The 17,750-nt window shown below is 63.4% G+C and carries 14 protein-coding genes; 9 read left to right on the top strand and 5 right to left on the bottom strand.

Annotation, left to right across the window (positions count from 1 at the left end):
* The first annotated feature begins 158 nt into the window (after positions 1-158).
* From PVZ78_RS03810 to PVZ78_RS03775, 8 genes are all read left to right on the top strand, one after another.
* Positions 159-755: a superoxide dismutase gene (locus tag PVZ78_RS03810; protein WP_007929765.1), complete on the top strand. Its 597-nt coding sequence runs from the start codon at positions 159-161 to the stop codon at positions 753-755.
* Positions 756-1,058: 303 nt separating this feature from the next.
* Positions 1,059-3,110, top strand: a complete 2,052-nt coding sequence (locus PVZ78_RS03805; protein ID WP_009050526.1) for a putative bifunctional diguanylate cyclase/phosphodiesterase — start codon at positions 1,059-1,061, stop codon at positions 3,108-3,110.
* Positions 3,111-3,273: 163 nt separating this feature from the next.
* A complete protein-coding gene (locus PVZ78_RS03800) occupies positions 3,274-4,617 on the top strand; it encodes an imelysin family protein (RefSeq protein WP_009050527.1) in 1,344 nt (447 codons plus the stop codon).
* Positions 4,618-4,886: 269 nt separating this feature from the next.
* The gene (locus tag PVZ78_RS03795) at positions 4,887-6,314 is read left to right on the top strand and encodes a di-heme oxidoreductase family protein (RefSeq protein ID WP_273828248.1); all 1,428 of its coding nucleotides are present in this window, start codon (positions 4,887-4,889) and stop codon (positions 6,312-6,314) included.
* A 30-nt stretch (positions 6,315-6,344) separates the two neighbouring features.
* Positions 6,345-7,409 carry an imelysin family protein gene (locus PVZ78_RS03790; RefSeq protein ID WP_273828247.1) on the top strand — a complete coding sequence of 355 codons (1,065 nt, stop codon included), beginning with the start codon at positions 6,345-6,347 and terminating at the stop codon, positions 7,407-7,409.
* Positions 7,410-7,411: 2 nt separating this feature from the next.
* On the top strand, positions 7,412-8,509 hold the full coding sequence (locus tag PVZ78_RS03785) for a DUF1513 domain-containing protein (RefSeq protein WP_124355356.1): 1,098 nt from the start codon (positions 7,412-7,414) through the stop codon (positions 8,507-8,509).
* A 135-nt stretch (positions 8,510-8,644) separates the two neighbouring features.
* Positions 8,645-9,796 carry an efflux RND transporter periplasmic adaptor subunit gene (locus PVZ78_RS03780; protein WP_009050531.1) on the top strand — a complete coding sequence of 384 codons (1,152 nt, stop codon included), beginning with the start codon at positions 8,645-8,647 and terminating at the stop codon, positions 9,794-9,796.
* A gap of 13 nt (positions 9,797-9,809) precedes the next feature.
* A complete protein-coding gene (locus tag PVZ78_RS03775; protein WP_009050532.1) occupies positions 9,810-12,833 on the top strand; it encodes a multidrug efflux RND transporter permease subunit in 3,024 nt (1,007 codons plus the stop codon).
* A 61-nt stretch (positions 12,834-12,894) separates the two neighbouring features.
* Here the strand turns inward: PVZ78_RS03775 and PVZ78_RS03770 are convergent, their stop codons facing one another.
* The 5 genes from PVZ78_RS03770 to colR form a co-directional block, all read right to left on the bottom strand.
* Entirely contained in the window at positions 12,895-13,122 is a 228-nt protein-coding gene (locus tag PVZ78_RS03770; RefSeq protein WP_016703355.1) for a hypothetical protein, read from the bottom strand.
* Between the two features lie 2 nt (positions 13,123-13,124).
* Positions 13,125-13,838: a lipopolysaccharide kinase InaA family protein gene (locus PVZ78_RS03765; protein WP_016703354.1), complete on the bottom strand. Its 714-nt coding sequence runs from the start codon at positions 13,836-13,838 to the stop codon at positions 13,125-13,127.
* A gap of 4 nt (positions 13,839-13,842) precedes the next feature.
* Positions 13,843-14,523, bottom strand: coding sequence for a class I SAM-dependent methyltransferase (locus PVZ78_RS03760; RefSeq protein ID WP_009050535.1), 681 nt, complete (start codon positions 14,521-14,523; stop codon positions 13,843-13,845).
* A 193-nt stretch (positions 14,524-14,716) separates the two neighbouring features.
* On the bottom strand, positions 14,717-15,997 hold the full coding sequence (locus PVZ78_RS03755) for a sensor histidine kinase (RefSeq protein ID WP_009050536.1): 1,281 nt from the start codon (positions 15,995-15,997) through the stop codon (positions 14,717-14,719).
* Positions 15,987-16,670 (bottom strand): two-component system response regulator ColR, encoded by a 684-nt coding sequence (colR, locus tag PVZ78_RS03750; RefSeq protein ID WP_009050537.1) that lies wholly within the window; start codon positions 16,668-16,670, stop codon positions 15,987-15,989. Before colR ends, PVZ78_RS03755 begins: the two co-directional genes overlap by 11 nt.
* A 219-nt stretch (positions 16,671-16,889) precedes the next feature.
* Between colR and PVZ78_RS03745 the strand changes: the two genes are divergently transcribed.
* On the top strand, positions 16,890-17,633 hold the full coding sequence (locus tag PVZ78_RS03745) for a phosphatase PAP2 family protein (protein WP_124355357.1): 744 nt from the start codon (positions 16,890-16,892) through the stop codon (positions 17,631-17,633).
* The last annotated feature ends 117 nt before the right edge of the window (positions 17,634-17,750 follow it).

Raw genomic sequence — 17,750 nt, 5'->3', positions numbered from 1 at the left:
GGAACCTCTATCCCACACAGTTGTTGCGTGGTTATGCCGCACCCCCGGTGCTATGATCCGAACCCTGCGCCGCAAAGAGTACAAACTCCCCGGCGCTTGTCTGGCCGCCCGTGATCGGCCTTGCGCTCACCGCAACTGACCTGATTAGGAGAATCACCATGGCTTTCGAATTGCCGCCGCTGCCTTACGCACACGATGCCCTGCAGCCGCACATTTCCAAGGAAACTCTGGAATACCACCACGACAAGCACCACAACACCTATGTCGTGAACCTGAACAACCTGGTGCCAGGCACCGAGTTCGAAGGCAAAACCCTGGAAGAGATCGTCAAGTCTTCCTCGGGCGGTATCTTCAACAACGCCGCTCAGGTCTGGAACCACACTTTCTACTGGAACTGCCTGGCGCCAAACGCTGGCGGTCAACCAACCGGCGCACTGGCCGAGGCCATCAACGCGGCTTTCGGTTCGTTCGACAAGTTCAAGGAAGAATTCACCAAGACTTCCGTCGGTACCTTCGGTTCCGGTTGGGGCTGGCTGGTGAAAAAGGCTGACGGCTCCCTGGCCCTGGCCAGCACCATCGGCGCCGGCAACCCGCTGACCAGCGGCGACACCCCGCTGCTGACCTGCGACGTCTGGGAACACGCTTACTACATCGACTACCGCAACCTGCGTCCCAAGTACGTCGAAGCGTTCTGGAACCTGGTCAACTGGAAATTCGTGGCCGAGCAGTTCGAAGGCAAGACCTTCGTCGCCTAAGCCCGTTTGCAGTCAAAAAAACCCGGCATTGCCGGGTTTTTTCGTTTTACCGGCAAGCGGCCGGCTTGCCGCGCCAGCCCGGCGCGCTAACATCCGCTCAGGTAAAAAATCGCCGCCGTCCCTCAAGTTGCAAGGCTTGGCTACCGACATATAACCGATAAGCGCGGATAGGCTGGCTCCCGGCATTCCAGCCAAGCCTACAGGTGAAATATCCTGGGCCTGATTGTCCCTTTGACTGCCATCACGGGATTGCCAATACTCATGGCAACTTGACGCTACACGCACGGAACAAGGAATAACCCTTTGAAGCTGGAACTCAAAAACAGCTTGTCGGTGAAGTTGCTCCGGGTTGTGCTGCTGTCGGCACTGATAGTGGGCGTAGTTCTGAGCTGCGCACAAATCGTCTTCGATGCTTACAAGACTCGGCAGGCGGTCGCTAATGATGCCCAGCGCATTCTCGACATGTTTCGCGACCCCTCGACCCAGGCCGTTTACAGCCTGGACCGCGAAATGGGCATGCAAGTCATCGAAGGCCTGTTCCAGGACGATGCCGTGCGCATGGCCTCCATTGGCCATCCCAACGAAACCATGCTCGCGGAAAAAACCCGTGAGTTGCAGACATCTCCCAGCCGCTGGCTGACCGACCTGATCCTCGGCAAGGAGCGCACCTTCACCACCCAACTGGTGGGTCGTGGCCCCTACAGCGAATACTACGGCGACCTGAGCATTACCCTCGACACGGCCACCTACGGCCAGGGCTTCATCGTCAGCTCGGTGATCATTTTCATTTCCGGCGTATTGCGCGCCCTGGCCATGGGCCTGGTGCTGTATCTGGTTTACCACTGGCTGCTGACCAAGCCGCTGTCGCGGATCATCGAGCACCTGACCACCATCAACCCGGACCGCCCCAGCGAGCATCAGATTCCCTTGCTCAAGGGCCACGAGCGAAACGAGCTGGGGATCTGGATCAATACCGCCAACCAGTTGCTGGCGTCGATCGAGCGCAACACGCACCTGCGCCATGAAGCGGAAAACAGCCTGCTGCGCATGGCCCAGTACGACTTCCTCACCGGCCTGCCCAACCGCCAGCAGTTGCAGCAGCAACTGGACAAGATCCTGATCGATGCCGGCCGCCTGCAACGCCGGGTCGCGGTGCTCTGTGTCGGCCTCGACGACTTCAAGGGCATCAACGAACAGTTCAGCTACCAGACCGGCGACCAGTTGCTGCTGGCCCTGGCCGATCGCCTGCGGGCCCACAGCGGTCGCCTGGGCGCCCTCGCCCGCCTCGGCGGCGACCAGTTCGCCCTGGTCCAGGCCGATATCGAACAACCCTACGAAGCCGCCGAACTGGCGCAGAGCATTCTCGACGACCTGGAAGCGCCGTTCGCCCTCGACCATCAGGAAATCCGTCTGCGCGCCACCATCGGCATCACCCTGTTCCCGGAAGACGGCGACAGCACCGAAAAGCTGCTGCAGAAAGCCGAGCAGACCATGACCCTGGCCAAGAGCCGGTCGCGCAACCGTTATCAGTTCTACATCGCCAGTGTCGACAGCGAGATGCGCCGGCGCCGCGAGCTGGAGAAGGACCTGCGCGAAGCCCTGACCCGCCAGCAGTTCCACCTGGTCTACCAGCCGCAGATCAGCTACCGCGATCATCGGGTGGTCGGGGTCGAGGCGCTGCTGCGCTGGCAGCATCCGGAACACGGCTTCGTCCCGCCGGACCTGTTCATCCCCCTGGCCGAGCAGAACGGCACCATCATCGCCATCGGCGAATGGGTGCTGGACCAGGCCTGCCGCCAGTTGCGCGAATGGCATGACCTGGGCTTCAGCGACCTGCGCATGGCGGTCAACCTGTCCACCGTGCAACTGCACCACGCCGAACTGCCACGGGTGGTCAACAACCTGCTGCAGATCTACCGCCTGCCGCCGCGCAGCCTGGAGCTGGAAGTCACCGAAACCGGCCTGATGGAAGACATCAGCACCGCCGCCCAGCACCTGCTGAGCCTGCGCCGCTCAGGGGCGCTGATCGCCATCGACGACTTCGGCACCGGCTACTCGTCCCTGAGCTACCTCAAGAGCCTGCCGCTGGACAAGATCAAGATCGACAAGAGCTTCGTCCAGGACCTGCTGGACGACGACGACGATGCGACCATCGTGCGGGCGATCATCCAGCTGGGCAAAAGCCTGGGCATGCAGGTGATCGCCGAGGGCGTGGAAACCGCCGAGCAGGAGGCCTACATCATCTCCGAAGGCTGCCACGAAGGTCAGGGTTATCACTACAGCAAACCCCTGCCGGCACGGGAGCTGAGCGCCTACCTGAAACAGGCCCAGCGCAGTAACGCGGCCATCCTCTGAAAGCACGATTGCGCGCCTAAGCCTGATCCAGCGCAATCGCTTCCTGAATAGGAAATATTTACAACCACAACCCTTTACACATAATGCAAATCTTTCGCATTATGTCGCAGTTTTGCGCGCCCCTCGCGCCAGTCCACCCCTCTCTCGAAGCAGGATGTTCGCCATGATTCGTATGCCTCTGGCTACCGCCAGTCTGTTGGCCATCGCTATTTCCCTCGCCGGTTGCGGCGAAGGCAAAGACAAGGCTGCCGCGCCGCAAGCCGCTGCTCCAGCCGCCAGCACCGCAGCCCCGGCCACCGCTCCTGCGGCCGGCAAGGTCGATGAAGCGGCGGCCAAGGCGGTTGTCGCGCATTACGCCGACATGGTCTTCGCCGTATACAGCGATGCCGAATCCACCGCGAAGACCCTGCAGACCGCAATCGACGCCTTCCTCGCCAAACCCAACGCCGACACCCTGAAAGCCGCCAAGGCTGCCTGGGTCGCCGCTCGCGTGCCTTACCTGCAGAGCGAAGTGTTCCGCTTCGGCAACACCATCGTCGACGACTGGGAAGGTCAGGTGAACTCCTGGCCGCTGGACGAAGGCCTGATCGACTACGTCGACAAGTCCTACGAGCACGCACTGGGTAACCCGGGCGCCACCGCCAACATCATCGCCAACACCGAAGTCCAGGTCGGCGAAGACAAGGTCGACGTGAAAGACATCACCCCGGAAAAACTCGCCAGCCTCAACGAGCTGGGCGGTTCCGAGGCCAACGTCGCCACCGGCTACCACGCCATCGAATTCCTGCTCTGGGGCCAGGACCTGAACGGCACCGGCCCTGGCGCCGGCAACCGCCCGGCTTCCGACTACCTGGAAGGCGCCGGCGCCACCGGTGGCCACAACGACCGTCGCCGTGCCTACCTGAAAGCCGTGACCCAATTGCTGGTCAACGACCTGGAAGAAATGGTCGGCAACTGGAAACCGAACGTGGCCGACAACTACCGCGCCACCCTGGAAGCGGAACCTGCTGAAAGCGGCCTGCGCAAAATGCTGTTCGGCATGGGCAGCCTGTCCCTGGGCGAACTGGCGGGCGAGCGCATGAAGGTGTCCCTGGAAGCCAACTCCCCTGAAGACGAGCAGGACTGCTTCAGCGACAACACCCACAACTCGCACTTCTACGATGCCAAGGGCATTCGCAACGTGTACCTGGGCGAGTACACCCGCGTCGACGGCACCAAGCTGACCGGCGCCAGCCTGTCGTCGCTGGTAGCGAAAATCGACCCGGCCGCCGACACCACGCTGAAAGCCGACCTGGCCGCCACCGAAGCCAAGATCCAGGTCATGGTCGATCACGCCAACAAGGGTGAGCACTACGACCAACTGATCGCCGCCGGCAACGACGCGGGCAACCAGATCGTGCGTGACGCCATCGCCGCGCTGGTCAAGCAGACCGGTTCGATCGAACAGGCCGCGGGCAAGCTGGGCATCAGCGACCTGAACCCGGACAACGCCGATCACGAGTTCTGATCAGCGTTGCGGGAATGAAAAGGCGACCTTCGGGTCGCCTTTTTTGTGCCTGGCCTGTAGCCGCTGCCGCAGGCTGCGATAAGGGCGCAGGCCTTCAGCGATCTTGAAACCCTGCGCCCCCTTCGGTGGCGAGCGCAGCCTTCGGCAGCGGCTACAGGCGGGTGCTCCGCCCTTGCCTCAGGTCAAGCGGAACGATAATTCCTCTTATTCAAACTCCCCTGCCCTGTTAGACTTTGCGCCCTTGTTTTGCTCGTCCTGCAGGATATCCGATGCCCCCGTCGCTGCTTCGCTGGTCCACGCTGTTCATGGCCTTGAGCCTGAGTGCCTGCGATGACGCCCCGCGTTTTACCCAGGCCGAGCCGGGCGAAGCGCGTTCCGGCGGTGAAGCGACCGTGCGCAAGAGCGACCAGAACGCCTTTTCCATGCCGTCGGCCAACCTGTCGCCGACCCGGCGCCTGGACTTCAGCGTCGGCAACAGTTTCTTTCGCAGCCCCTGGGTGATCGCCCCCTCGACCACCACCGCCCGCGACGGCCTGGGCCCGCTGTTCAATACCAACGGTTGCCAGAACTGCCATATCAAGGACGGCCGCGGCCACCCGCCGACGCCCGACTCGGACAACGCGGTGTCGATGCTGGTGCGCCTGTCGATCCCCAATGAGCCGGCCTACGCCAAGATCATCGAGCAGCTGGGCATAGTGCCCGAGCCGGTGTACGGCGGGCAGTTCCAGGACATGGCGGTGCCTGGTGTCGCCCCGGAAGGCAAGGTGCGGGTCGAGTACGAACCGCTGACCCTGCGTTTCAAGGACGGCAGCGAAGTCGAACTGCGCAAGCCGAAGCTGCAGATCACCCAGCTCGGCTATGGCCCGATGCATCCCGACACCCGTTTCTCGGCGCGCGTGGCCCCACCGATGATCGGCCTGGGCCTGCTCGAAGCCATCCCCGAGGCGGCGATCCTGGCCAATGCCCAAGCGCAGGCCAAGGCTGGCAACGGCATCGCCGGCCGGCCGAACCGGGTCTGGGACGACGCCCAGCAAAAGACCGTACTCGGGCGTTTTGGCTGGAAAGCCGGACAACCCAACCTCAATCAACAAAATGTTCACGCGTTCTCTGGTGATATGGGCCTGACCACCAGCCTGAGACCCTTCGATGACTGCACCGACGCCCAGACCGCCTGCAAGCAGGCCCCCAATGGCAACGGGCCGGATGGCGAACCGGAAGTCAGCGACAACATCCTGCGCCTGGTGCTGTTCTACAGCCGCAACCTCGGGGTGCCGGCGCGCCGCGATGTTGGCTCGCCACAAGTCCTGGCCGGCAAGAACCTGTTCTACCAGGCCGGCTGCCAGTCCTGTCATACCCCCCAATTCACCACCGCCGTCGATGCCGCGGAGCCCGAGCTGGCCAATCAAGTGATCCGACCCTACAGCGACCTGCTGCTGCACGACATGGGCGAAGGCCTGGCCGACAATCGCAGCGAATTCCAGGCCGGCGGCCGCGACTGGCGCACGCCGCCGCTGTGGGGGATCGGCCTGACGCAAACGGTCAGCGGCCACACCCAGTTCCTGCATGACGGCCGCGCCCGCAACCTGCTCGAAGCCGTGCTCTGGCATGGCGGCGAAGCCCGGGCGGCGCAGCAACAGGTTTTATCCTTCAATGCCGAGCAGCGCGCTGCGTTGCTGGCATTCCTGAATTCTCTTTAACGCCTTCCTACAAGAACCGGGAGCCCGAACATGTTCCGTCCCAAGCTGTTGTTCACCAGCCTTGCCGCGCTCGCCCTGGGCGCCTGCTCGCCGCAGGACCCACAAGCCGTGACCTCGGCGGCCATCGCCAAGCAGGTGATCCTGCCGACCTACAGCCGTTGGGTCGAAGCCGACCACCAGCTGGCGATCAGCGCCCTGGCCTTCTGTGAGGGCAAGCAAAGCCTGGACACCGCCCGTGCCGACTTCCTGCACGCGCAGAAAGCCTGGGCCGAACTGCAACCCTTGCTGATCGGCCCGCTGGCCGAGGGCAACCGCTCCTGGCAGGTGCAGTTCTGGCCGGACAAGAAGAACCTGGTCGGCCGTCAGGTCGAACAGCTGGTCACCGCCACGCCACAGATCGACGCCGCCGCCCTGGCCAAATCCAGTGTCGTGGTACAGGGCCTCTCGGCCTACGAGTACATCCTGTTCGACGCCAAGATCGACATGGCCGACAGCGCGCAGAAAGCCCGCTACTGCCCACTGCTGAGCGCCATTGGCGAGCGCCAGAAACAGCTCGCCGAAGAGATCCTGTCGCGCTGGAACACCAGCGACGGCATGCTCGCGCAACTGAGCAAGTTCCCCAACCAGCGCTACGCCGACTCCCATGAGGCCATCGCCGATCTGCTGCGGGTCCAGGTCACCGCGCTGGACACCCTGAAGAAGAAGCTCGGCACGCCGATGGGCCGTCAGAGCAAGGGCATTCCGCAGCCGTTCCAGGCCGACGCCTGGCGCAGCCAGTCGTCCATGCAGAGCCTGGAAGCCAGCCTCGCCGCGGCCCAGACCGTCTGGGCCGGGGTCGACAACAAGGGCCTGCGCGGCCTGTTGCCGGCCGAGCAGAAGCCGCTGGCCGACAAGATCGACGCCGCCTACGCCGCCTCGCTGAAGCTGTTCGCCAGCACCCAGCGCTCGCTGACCGAGCTGCTGGCCGACGACGCCGGCCGCCAGCAACTGAACGATATCTACGACAGCCTCAACGTCGTCCACCGCCTGCACGAAGGCGAACTGGCCAAGGCGCTGGGCATCCAACTGGGCTTCAACGCCAACGACGGTGACTGATCATGCTGCGACGTCAGGCTCTGGCACTCGGCAGCCTGCTGCTGAGCGCCGTCACGCTGGGTGGCTGGACGCTGTTCAAGCACAAGGACCAGGGCCCGCTGCTGCTCTCGGCGCGGGATGACGGCGACGGCAAGCACTACGCCGTCGGCTATCGCCTGGATGGCCAGCCAGTATTCGCCACCCAGGTCGGTCAACGCTGCCATGACATCGTCAACCACCCGACGCTGCCGATCGCCCTGTTCGTCGCCCGCCGTCCGGGCACCGAAAGCTACCTGATCGACCTGCGTGACGGCGCCTTGCTGCAAACCCTGGCCTCGCAACCCAACCGGCATTTCTATGGCCACGCGGTGATCCACAAGAGCGGCGACTGGCTGTACGCCACCGAGAACGACACAAGCGATCCAGGTCGCGGCCTGCTCGGGGTGTACCGGTTCGAGGGCGAACGCCTGGTGCACAGCGGCGAGATCCCGACCCACGGCATCGGCCCGCACCAGGTGTCGTGGATGCCGGACGGCGAAACCCTGGTGGTGGCCAACGGCGGGATTCGCACCGAAGCGGAAAGCCGCGTCGAGATGAACCTCAACGCCATGGAACCGAGCCTGGTGCTGATGCAGCGCGACGGCAGCCTGCTGAGCAAGGAAACCCTGGCCCAGCAGATGAACAGCGTGCGCCACATGGGCATCGCCGGCGACGGCACCATAGTCACCGGCCAGCAGTTCATGGGCGATACCCATGAGTCCTCGCAGTTGCTGGCGATCAAGCGCCCGGGGCAGCCGTTCCAGGCCTTCCCGGTGGCCGAGCACCAGTTGCAGGCGATGGGGCATTACACCGCCAGCGTCGCGGTGCACAGCGAACTGCGCCTGGTGGCCCTCACCGCTCCGCGCGGCAATCGCTTTTTCATCTGGGACCTGGACAGCGCCGAAGTGCGCCTGGACGCGCCCTTGCCGGACTGTGCCGGAGTCGGTGCGGTGGCCGATGGTTTTGTCGTGACCTCGGGCCAGGGGCGTTGCCGCTTCTACGACTGCCGCCAGAAACAACTGGTGGCAAAGCCCCTGGATTTGCCGGCAGGGCTCTGGGACAACCATTTGCACCTGGTCTAGTTTTCACCGCCACGCAGGATTGGAAAACAGGACTCCGGATGACCGGATTGTCATCTGGAAGCCCCCGGAAAGTCGGAGTAATGTCTCCGGCAATCAGCTTGGTTTTCCCAGCTTCGTTTTCCAAGGAACCGGAATATGCTGCGTCGCCGCATGTTTATCATGTTGGGTGTCGTCCTGCTGATCGTGCTGTTGCTGGCAGGCTACAAGGCCTTCTCCATCTATCAGCAGGTCAAGCTCTTCTCGGTGCCCAAGCCGCCGATCAGCGTGGCCGTGGCCACGGCTCGCGAACAACCGTGGCAAACCCGCCTGCCCACGGTCGGCACCCTCAAGGCCCTGCAGGGGGTCAACCTCAGCCTGGAAGTGGCCGGTACCGTCAAGGAACTGCAATTCGAATCCGGGCAGAAGGTCACGGCCGGCCAGCCCTTGCTGCAACTCGACAGCGACGTGGAAAGCGCCCTGCTGGAAACCGCCAAGGCCGACCTGGGCCTGTCCCAGCTTGATTATGGCCGCGGCAGCCAGCTGGTGGGCAGCCAGGCGATTTCCCGCGGCGAATACGATCGATTGTCGGCGGTGCTGCAAAAGAACAAGGCCACGGTCAATCAGCTCAAGGCGGCACTGGCGAAAAAACGCCTGATCGCGCCCTTCAGCGGCACCATCGGCATTCGCCATGTGGACGTCGGCGACTACCTGGCCAGCGGCACGGTGATCGCCACCCTGCAGGACCTCAGCAGCCTGTACGTGGACTTCTTCGTCCCGGAACAGGCAGTGCCGAAAATCGCCCTGGGCCAGTCGGTCAGCGTGATGGTCGCCGCCTACCCGGCGGAACAGTTCACCGCCACCATCAGCGCCATCAACCCCAAGGTCGAAGACACCACGCGCAACGTGCAGGTGCGCGCCACCCTGGCCAACCCCGACGGCAAGCTGCTGCCGGGCATGTTCACCAACCTGCAGGTGCTGCTGCCCGATCCGCAGCCCCGGGTGGTGGTACCGGAAAGCGCCATCACCTACACCCTGTACGGTAACTCGCTGTACGTGGTGGCCGAGAAAAAGGCCGCCGATGGCAGCCCCGAGAAAGACGACAAGGGCCAGCCGGTGCTGATCGCCGAGCGGCGTTTCATCGAAACCGGCGAACGGCGCAACGGCCTGGTGCTGATCAACAAGGGCGTGAGCAACGGCGAACAGGTGGTAAGCGGCGGGCAGATCAAGCTGGACCATGGCGCGCACATCGCCATCACCCCGGACAAGATGCTGCCCACCGAACAGAGCGGCCAACCACGCACGAACTGATCAAGGAATCCTCATGGCTTTTACAGATCCGTTCATCCGTCGTCCGGTGCTGGCCACCGTGGTCAGCCTGCTGATCGTGCTGCTGGGCTTCCAGGCCTGGAGCAAACTGCCGCTGCGCCAGTACCCACAGATGGAGAACGCCCTGATCACGGTCACCACCGCCTACCCCGGGGCCAACGCCGAGACCATCCAGGGCTATATCACCCAGCCGATGCAGCAGAGCCTGGCCAGTGCCGAGGGCATCGACTACATGACCTCGGTGAGTCGCCAGAACTTCTCGGTGATCTCGGTCTACGCCCGTATCGGCGCCAACAGCGACCGCCTGTTCACCGAGCTGCTGGCCAAGGCCAACGAGGTGAAAAACAAGCTGCCCCAGGACGCCGAGGACCCGGTGCTGAGCAAGGAAGCCGCCGACGCCTCGGCGCTGATGTACATCAGCTTCTTCAGCCAGGAGCTGAACAACCCGCAGATCACCGACTACCTGTCGCGGGTGATCCAGCCGAAGCTGGCGACCCTGCCGGGCATGGCCGAGGCCGAGATCCTCGGCAACCAGGTGTTCGCCATGCGTTTGTGGCTGGACCCGGTCAAGCTCGCCGGCTACGGCCTGAGCGCCAGCGACGTGACCAGCGCAGTGCGCCGCTACAACTTTTTGTCCGCGGCCGGCGAGGTCAAGGGTGAGTACGTGGTCACCAGCATCAACGCCAGCACCGAGCTGAAATCCGCCGAAGCCTTCGCCGCCATTCCCCTGCGGACCGAGGGCGACAGCCGGGTACTGCTCAGCGACGTGGCACGGGTCGAGATGGGCGCGGAGAACTACAACGCGATCAGCTCCTTTGGCGGCATCCCTTCGGTCTACATCGGCATCAAGGCGACCCCCAACGCCAACCCTCTGGACGTGATCAAGGAAGTGCGCAAGATCATGCCGGAGCTGGAGGCCCAGCTGCCGCCCAACCTCAAGTTGGAGATCGCCTACGACGCCACGCTGTTCATCCAGGCCTCGATCAACGAGGTGGTGAAGACCCTGTTCGAAGCGGTGCTGATCGTGATCGTGGTGGTGTTCCTGTTCCTCGGCGCGCTGCGTTCGGTGGTGATCCCGGTGGTGACCATTCCGCTGTCGATGATCGGCGTGATGTTCTTCATGCAGTTGATGGGCTACTCGATCAACCTGCTGACCCTGCTGGCGATGGTGCTGGCCATCGGCCTGGTGGTGGACGACGCCATCGTGGTGGTGGAAAACATCCACCGCCATATCGAGGAAGGCAAGACGCCGCTGGACGCGGCCCTCGAAGGCGCCCGGGAAATCGCCATGCCGGTGGTGTCGATGACCATCACCCTGGCCGCGGTCTACGCCCCCATCGGCTTCCTGCAGGGGCTCACCGGGGCGCTGTTCAAGGAGTTCGCCCTGACCCTGGCCGGCGCGGTGGTGATTTCCGGCATCGTCGCCCTGACCCTGTCGCCGATGATGTGCGCCCTGCTGCTGCGCCACGACGAAAACCCCAGCGGCCTGGCCCACCGTCTCGACCTGATTTTCGAAAGCCTCAAGCGCCGCTACCAGAGCCTGCTGCATGGCACCCTCAACACCCGGCCGGTGGTGCTGGTGTTCGCCCTGATCGTGCTGTGCCTGATCCCGGTCCTGCTCATGTTCACCAAATCGGAACTGGCCCCGGACGAGGACCAGGGCATCATTTTCATGATGGCCACCGCGCCCCAGCCGGCCAACCTGGATTACCTCAACGCCTATACCGACGAGTTCCTGGAGATCTTCAAGACGTTCCCCGAGTACTACTCCTCGTTCCAGATCAACGGCTTCAACGGCGTGCAATCGGGTATCGGCGGTTTCCTGCTCAAGCCCTGGAACGAGCGCGACCGCACGCAGATGCAGATCCTGCCCGAGGTCCAGGCCCGGCTCGCGGGCATTGCCGGGCTGCAGGTCTTCGGTTTCAACCTGCCGTCCCTGCCGGGCACCGGCGAAGGGCTGCCGTTCGCCTTCATCATCAACAGCCCCAACGATTACGAGTCGTTGCTGGAACTGTCCGACCGAGTGAAGAAGCGCGCCATGGAGTCGGGAAAGTTCGCCTTCGTCGATATCGACCTGGCCTTCGACAAGCCGGAAGTGGTGGTCGACATCGACCGCGCCAAGGCGGCGCAGATGGGCGTGTCGATGCTGGACCTGGGCGGGACCCTGGCCACCTTGCTCGGTGAGGCGGAAATCAACCGCTTCACCATCGAGGGCCGCAGCTACAAGGTCATCGCCCAGGTCGAACGGCCTTATCGCGACAACCCCGAATGGCTGAACAACTACTACGTGAAAAACGCCAAGGGCGAGGCGCTGCCGCTGTCGACCCTGATCAGCGTCCATGATCGGGCCCGGCCACGGCAGCTCAACCAGTTCCAGCAACTCAACGCCGCCACCATTTCCGGGTTCCCGGTCGTGAGCATGGGTGAAGCGATCGATACCGTGCGCCAGATCGCCGAGGAAGAAGCCCCGCCGGGCTACGCCTTCGACTATGCCGGGGCCTCGCGACAGTTCGTCCAGGAAGGCAGCGCGCTGTGGGTGACCTTTGGCCTGGCGCTGGCGATCATTTTCCTGGTGCTGGCGGCGCAGTTCGAGAGCTTCCGCGATCCGGTGGTGATCCTGGTAACGGTGCCGCTGTCGATCTGCGGGGCCTTGATCCCACTGTTTCTCGGCTGGTCGAGCATGAACATCTATACCCAGGTCGGACTGGTGACCCTGATCGGCCTGATCAGCAAGCACGGGATCCTGATCGTCGAGTTCGCCAACCAGCTGCGCAAGGACCAGGGACTGACGCCGCGCGAGGCCGTGGAAGCCGCCGCGGCCATTCGCCTGCGGCCGGTATTGATGACCACCGCGGCGATGGTCTTCGGCATGGTGCCGCTGATCCTGGCCACCGGTGCCGGCGCGGTCAGCCGGTTCGACATCGGCACGGTGATCGCCACGGGGATGTCGATCGGCACCCTGTTCACCCTGTTCGTGCTGCCCTGCATCTACACCCTGCTGGCCAGACCGGACAAGTGAAGGACACAGGCAATAAAAAAGGCCTCGCGATGCGAGGCCTTTTTATCGGGCTTGATGGTCTTCAACTTTGCGGCCTCATTCCCTGAGTCAGGCCGAACATGAACAACAAAAGATCACGATCGGGTTGGGCTGCCTGGGTCGTCTTGACGACCCGTGGCAACGGGCAATGCGCATCACCCTGCGCCGTGCTGAGAACTTCCATGCGTGGCTGCTCCCAGGCAGCCACAGCCAAGGATGCAACTGCCAAGGCTCCTACTAAAAACAAACCTCGTGCAATTTCGAGCTTCATCACTATAAGCCTTTGATAGCGCTGCCAAACGCCGTCCTATAAAAATAGTTGAGTTTGTCCCAGTCCGTGGTACTCCACGACGAGTGGCGACGTAATTGTTTCATGTCATGGGCGGCAGCCCGTTTAGCGGTCAGGCGCTGGCGGCATTTCTCGAAATCCAGCAGTGCGATATCCACCTTCGCCGCTTCGCCCTCGCCCATGACCCGCACGAACACATGCTTGCTATACAGGCAGCCATGCTGCCAGCGGCCCCGGTGCATGCGCGCCAGCGTGGCCGCCAGCTCCTTGAGCACACGCTCGTGCAGGGCCTCGCCGTGGCGCTCGCGTTCGCCAGCGGCGTACCAGTGGTCGATTTCCACGAAGCCGTCCAGCGCCTCGGTCACCAGCAAGGCACGCCACTGGCCCTGGGAATCACGTTGCGCACCGCAGAACACCAGGTGCGGCACCTCCACATTGAGCTGGCTCAGGCCCTTGAGCGCATCCTGCTCGCGCAGCACCGTAGGACGGCCGAAGGGGTGCAACCAGCTGCGATAGATATGGCCGACCTGGCGCTTGGCATACAGCACACGCCCGTCAGTGCCCGGAAGACGTTGGACGCCACTTTCCCCGCCTCGACGTTGATTGGGCTCTTCGACCCACTCCCCCTGCTGATTCCAGAAGTAGTCGAAACGGTCCGCAGCAGCGACTTCCATTCCCGGTGCACATTCAACGGCCATCCTGTTACCTCTTGCGTAATACGTAGACTCGCCACATGGCGTAGAGCGGAAAAAAGTCCAGATGATCCTGAACGCGAAACCCGGCCTGCTTGAATTCTTCTTCAACCGTGGCAGCCGGTAACACAAAACGGTTCTGGTAACCTTCCTGCCCGGATTCCTCCTTGCGCCGGACTTCCATGCGCTTGCGCTTCCAGGCCTTGAAGTTGCCATCGACCCACAGTGAAACGATCACGCTGTCCCGGGTAACCCGCTGGAACTCCCGGAGCAGAGCCAGGCGATGGGACGACTCGCCGATGTGATGCAGCAGGCGCATGCAGAAAATGCTGTCGACGGCGTTGTCCGGCAAGTCGATGTCAAAGGCAGAGGTCTGCAAGGGTTGTACCCGTTTCACCACCTCGGCCGGTTGCGCCACCGTGGCAATCCTCAACATCGCCGCGGAGTTGTCCGCCCCGATGATCACGCGATTGGGTTTCTCCGCCAGCAACGGCCAGAAACGCCCGGCACCACAGGGCAGGTCAAGCACCAGGCCCGGCTCTCCGGCCATGGCCAGCGCCGCACGCGCCAACTGCTCGTCACGCTTGTGGGACATTCGGCGCGCTACGCCATCCTGATGTTTGAGCAGGTACTCCTGAGCGTGTTGTTCGTCGTACTTCTCGGAAAATTCCAGCTTGATCGGGGTCGCCATCACACAGTCTCCTGAATCTGATGGCCCCCACCTTAGGCAGCGGCTTGTCAGCGTCAGGTCATGTCTTTGTGAAAACTTCGTCCGGTCCAGAGTGGAAATATTTCAGGGTTTTACAGGCTCTCACGGGTGGCCTGGGGCCATCAACCAGGAAATTTCCCGACCTGACGGCCCACGCTGAAGCCATAGAGACCCGTCATGCCGTGCGGCGGTTCAACTCGACATGAAACCGGCAACCGTTGGGCTCCATGGTGCTGAGGCTGACGCTCCAGCCCTGGTCCTCGCAGATCCGCTGCACCAGCGACAAGCCCAGGCCCAGGCCCTCGCCGCGCTTCTCGTTGCCGCGCACGAAGGGCTCGAACATCGCCTCGCGTTTCTCCTCGGGAATGCCGACACCGCTGTCCTCGACCACAAAACCGCGGGGTTCCAGGCTCAAGCGAATGAAGCCCTGCTCGGTGTAGTGCAAGGCATTGCGCAGCAGGTTGCCCATCACCGCGTGCAGGAAGGTGGCGTTATAGCGGGTGTCCAGCGGTTGGCCGGCGTCGAAGATCAGCTCGAGGCCCTTTTGCCGGATCGGTCCGCCCCACAGGCCTACCAGGTCCTCGGCCACCTGGCTCAAGGTCGCCTGGGGCGACATACCGCCGTCTTCGCGCTGGGCGCGGGCCAGCATCAGGAAGGTCTGCACCAGCTCGCGCATCTCGCCGCATGCCCGGGCGATGCGCTCGACCTGGGCCCGGCCGCGCTGGTCGATCGCCGGGTTTTCCAGCAACAGCTCGCAGGAGCTGGCCAGTACCATCAGCGGCGTACGCAGTTCGTGACTGACATCGCTGGTGAACAGGCGCTCGCGGTTCAGGGCCTGGCGCAGGCGCCCCAGGGTGGCGTCGAAGGCCACCGCCAACTCCCCGACTTCGTCGGCCGCGTAGTCCGGTGCCAACGGCGGCGCCAGCCCCAGCAACTGGTCGCGATGCCGCACCTGGCGCGCCAGTCTCACCACCGGCGCCATGACCCGGCGCGCCAGTACCCAGCCAAGGAACACCGCCAAGGCCAGGCTCAGTACGAAGCCCACCAGCACCACCGCGAAGAGCACCCGTTCGCGCTCTTCGAAATCGCTCTGATCCTGCAGCAGCACGTAGCGCCGACCGTCGACCACTTCGACCATGGCGTGGTACGACAGCTGTTCGCGGAACACCTCATGAAAGCCCGGATCCAGATGTCGCAGATCCTTGGGCAGCTCGAAGTCGCCGCGCCCGCCGCTGAAGTAAAACAGCTGGTCCGGCTCGGGACGGTGGCTCCAGTCGGAAACGTTGTCCATCAACAGCAGACGCTGAAGGTCGCCCCCCAGGCCCGCGGAAATCAGCTTCTCTTCCACCAGGTGCACCGTCGCCACGATACCCAGGGCGAAGGCTCCAGCGACCAGCGCACTCATCAGCGCAAAGGCGATGATGATCCGCTGGGAAAGGCTTTGCTTAAACTCCATCACGACCCTCGGCCAGGCGGTAACCGACACCGTGCACGGTATGCAGCAACGGTTTGCCGAACGGCTTGTCGATCACCTGGCGCAATTGGTGGACGTGGCTGCGCAGGCTGTCGCTGTCCGGGCAGTCGTCGCCCCACAGCGCTTCTTCGAGAATTTCCCGGCGCAGCACATGCGGGCTCTTCTGCATCAGCACCGCCAGCAACTTCAGGCCCACCGGGTTGAGCTTGAGCAGGCGCCCTTCGCGGGTGACTTCCAGGGTGTCGAGGTCATAACTCAGGTCTCCGACCTGCAGGGCCCGGCGCCCGCCGCCCTGGGTGCGGCGCATGACTGCCTCGACCCGCGCGGCCAGCTCGGACAAGGCGAAGGGCTTGACCAGGTAATCGTCGGCCCCGGACTTGAAGCCTTGCAGGCGATCGTCCAGTTGGTCGCGGGCAGTGAGCATGATCACCGGCGTATCGCGGCGGGCATCCTCGCGCAGGCGCTTGCACAGGGTGTAGCCATCGATCCCCGGCAGCATGATGTCGAGCACGATCAGGTCGTAATGTTCGGTGGCGGCCAGGTGCAGGCCCGACAGACCGTCCTGGGCGCAGTCCACGGTGTAGCCTTTAAGCCCCAGGTAGTCGGCCAGGTTGGCCAGAATATCGCGGTTGTCTTCAACCAGTAGAATTCGCATGGGCACTCTCTCCGCACACAGTTACGGCCGTCTTGGCTCGCGCAGCTTAAGGCCAAGCGTGGCTGACGGCTAGGGTTGTTCAATCTCCCGCGGCGAACGCCGCCGCAGGGTTCCAGGGCCTTGACGAGTTTTTCACCCAGGGTTCACACGCCGACGACAAGGGCGGCTCCAGACTCCGCGGGAACCCGCGACCGCAACGCTTCCCTCGAAGGACTTTCCATGGCTCCGACCCTCGCCCGCCCCGCCTCCAGAGTGCTGAACTGGTGGATCTGCCTGGGCGTTCCCGCCCTGGCTGCCGTCAGCTTGCTGCTGCTTGAACTGACCTCCCTGGACATGGACCTGGCCCATTACTTTTATGACCCCGCCGCTGGCGGTTTCATCGGCGGCCACAGTTATTTCCTGGAAAATATCCTGCATGACCGGGCCAAGCAGGCGGTCATCGTCTTTTCGGTGCTGGCCATCGTCGGCTTCATCGGCGCCTTCTTCGTCCCGCGTCTCAAGCCGTTCAAGCGCGAACTGGGTTGCCTGGTGCTGTCCCTGGGCCTGGCCACCGCGTTCGTCACCCCGGTCAAGGCGGTCACCGCCGTGCAGTGCCCGTGGAGCCTGAAGGAGTTCGGCGGCAAGGAAACCTACAGCGAACTGCTCAGCCCCCGGCCAGCGACCGACAAGCCCGGTCGCTGCTGGCCAGGCGGCCATGCCGCCACCGGTTTCACCCTGTTCGCGCTGTTTTTTGTCCTGCGTGACCGCCGCCCGCGCCTGGCGCGCAAGGCGCTGGTGTTCGCCTTTGCCCTCGGTACGGTGTTCTCGGTCGGGCGCATGCTGCAGGGCGCGCACTTCTTCTCCCACAACGTCTGGACCGCGATCTTCTGCTGGCTGATCTGCCTGGGGGCGTACTACTTCATTCTCTATCGACCGGCAGCCAAGGTTGAACCGGTGGTGGAGGCGGAAGCGGTCAACGCCTGAGGTCTTTTCGCGAGCAAGCTCGCTTCTACAGAACCATGCACTCTTTGTAGGAGCGAGCTTGCTCGCGATAACAAGCGCACCGGCAGCAAAATATCCCGCCCATAAAAAAGCCCCGCC

The sequence above is a fragment of the Pseudomonas sp. SBT1-2 genome (assembly GCF_028640875.1).
Classification (GTDB): domain Bacteria; phylum Pseudomonadota; class Gammaproteobacteria; order Pseudomonadales; family Pseudomonadaceae; genus Aquipseudomonas; species Aquipseudomonas chlororaphis_I.
The sequence above is the reverse complement of the archived record's forward strand: the minus strand, read 5'-3'. Positions and strand labels throughout refer to the sequence as shown.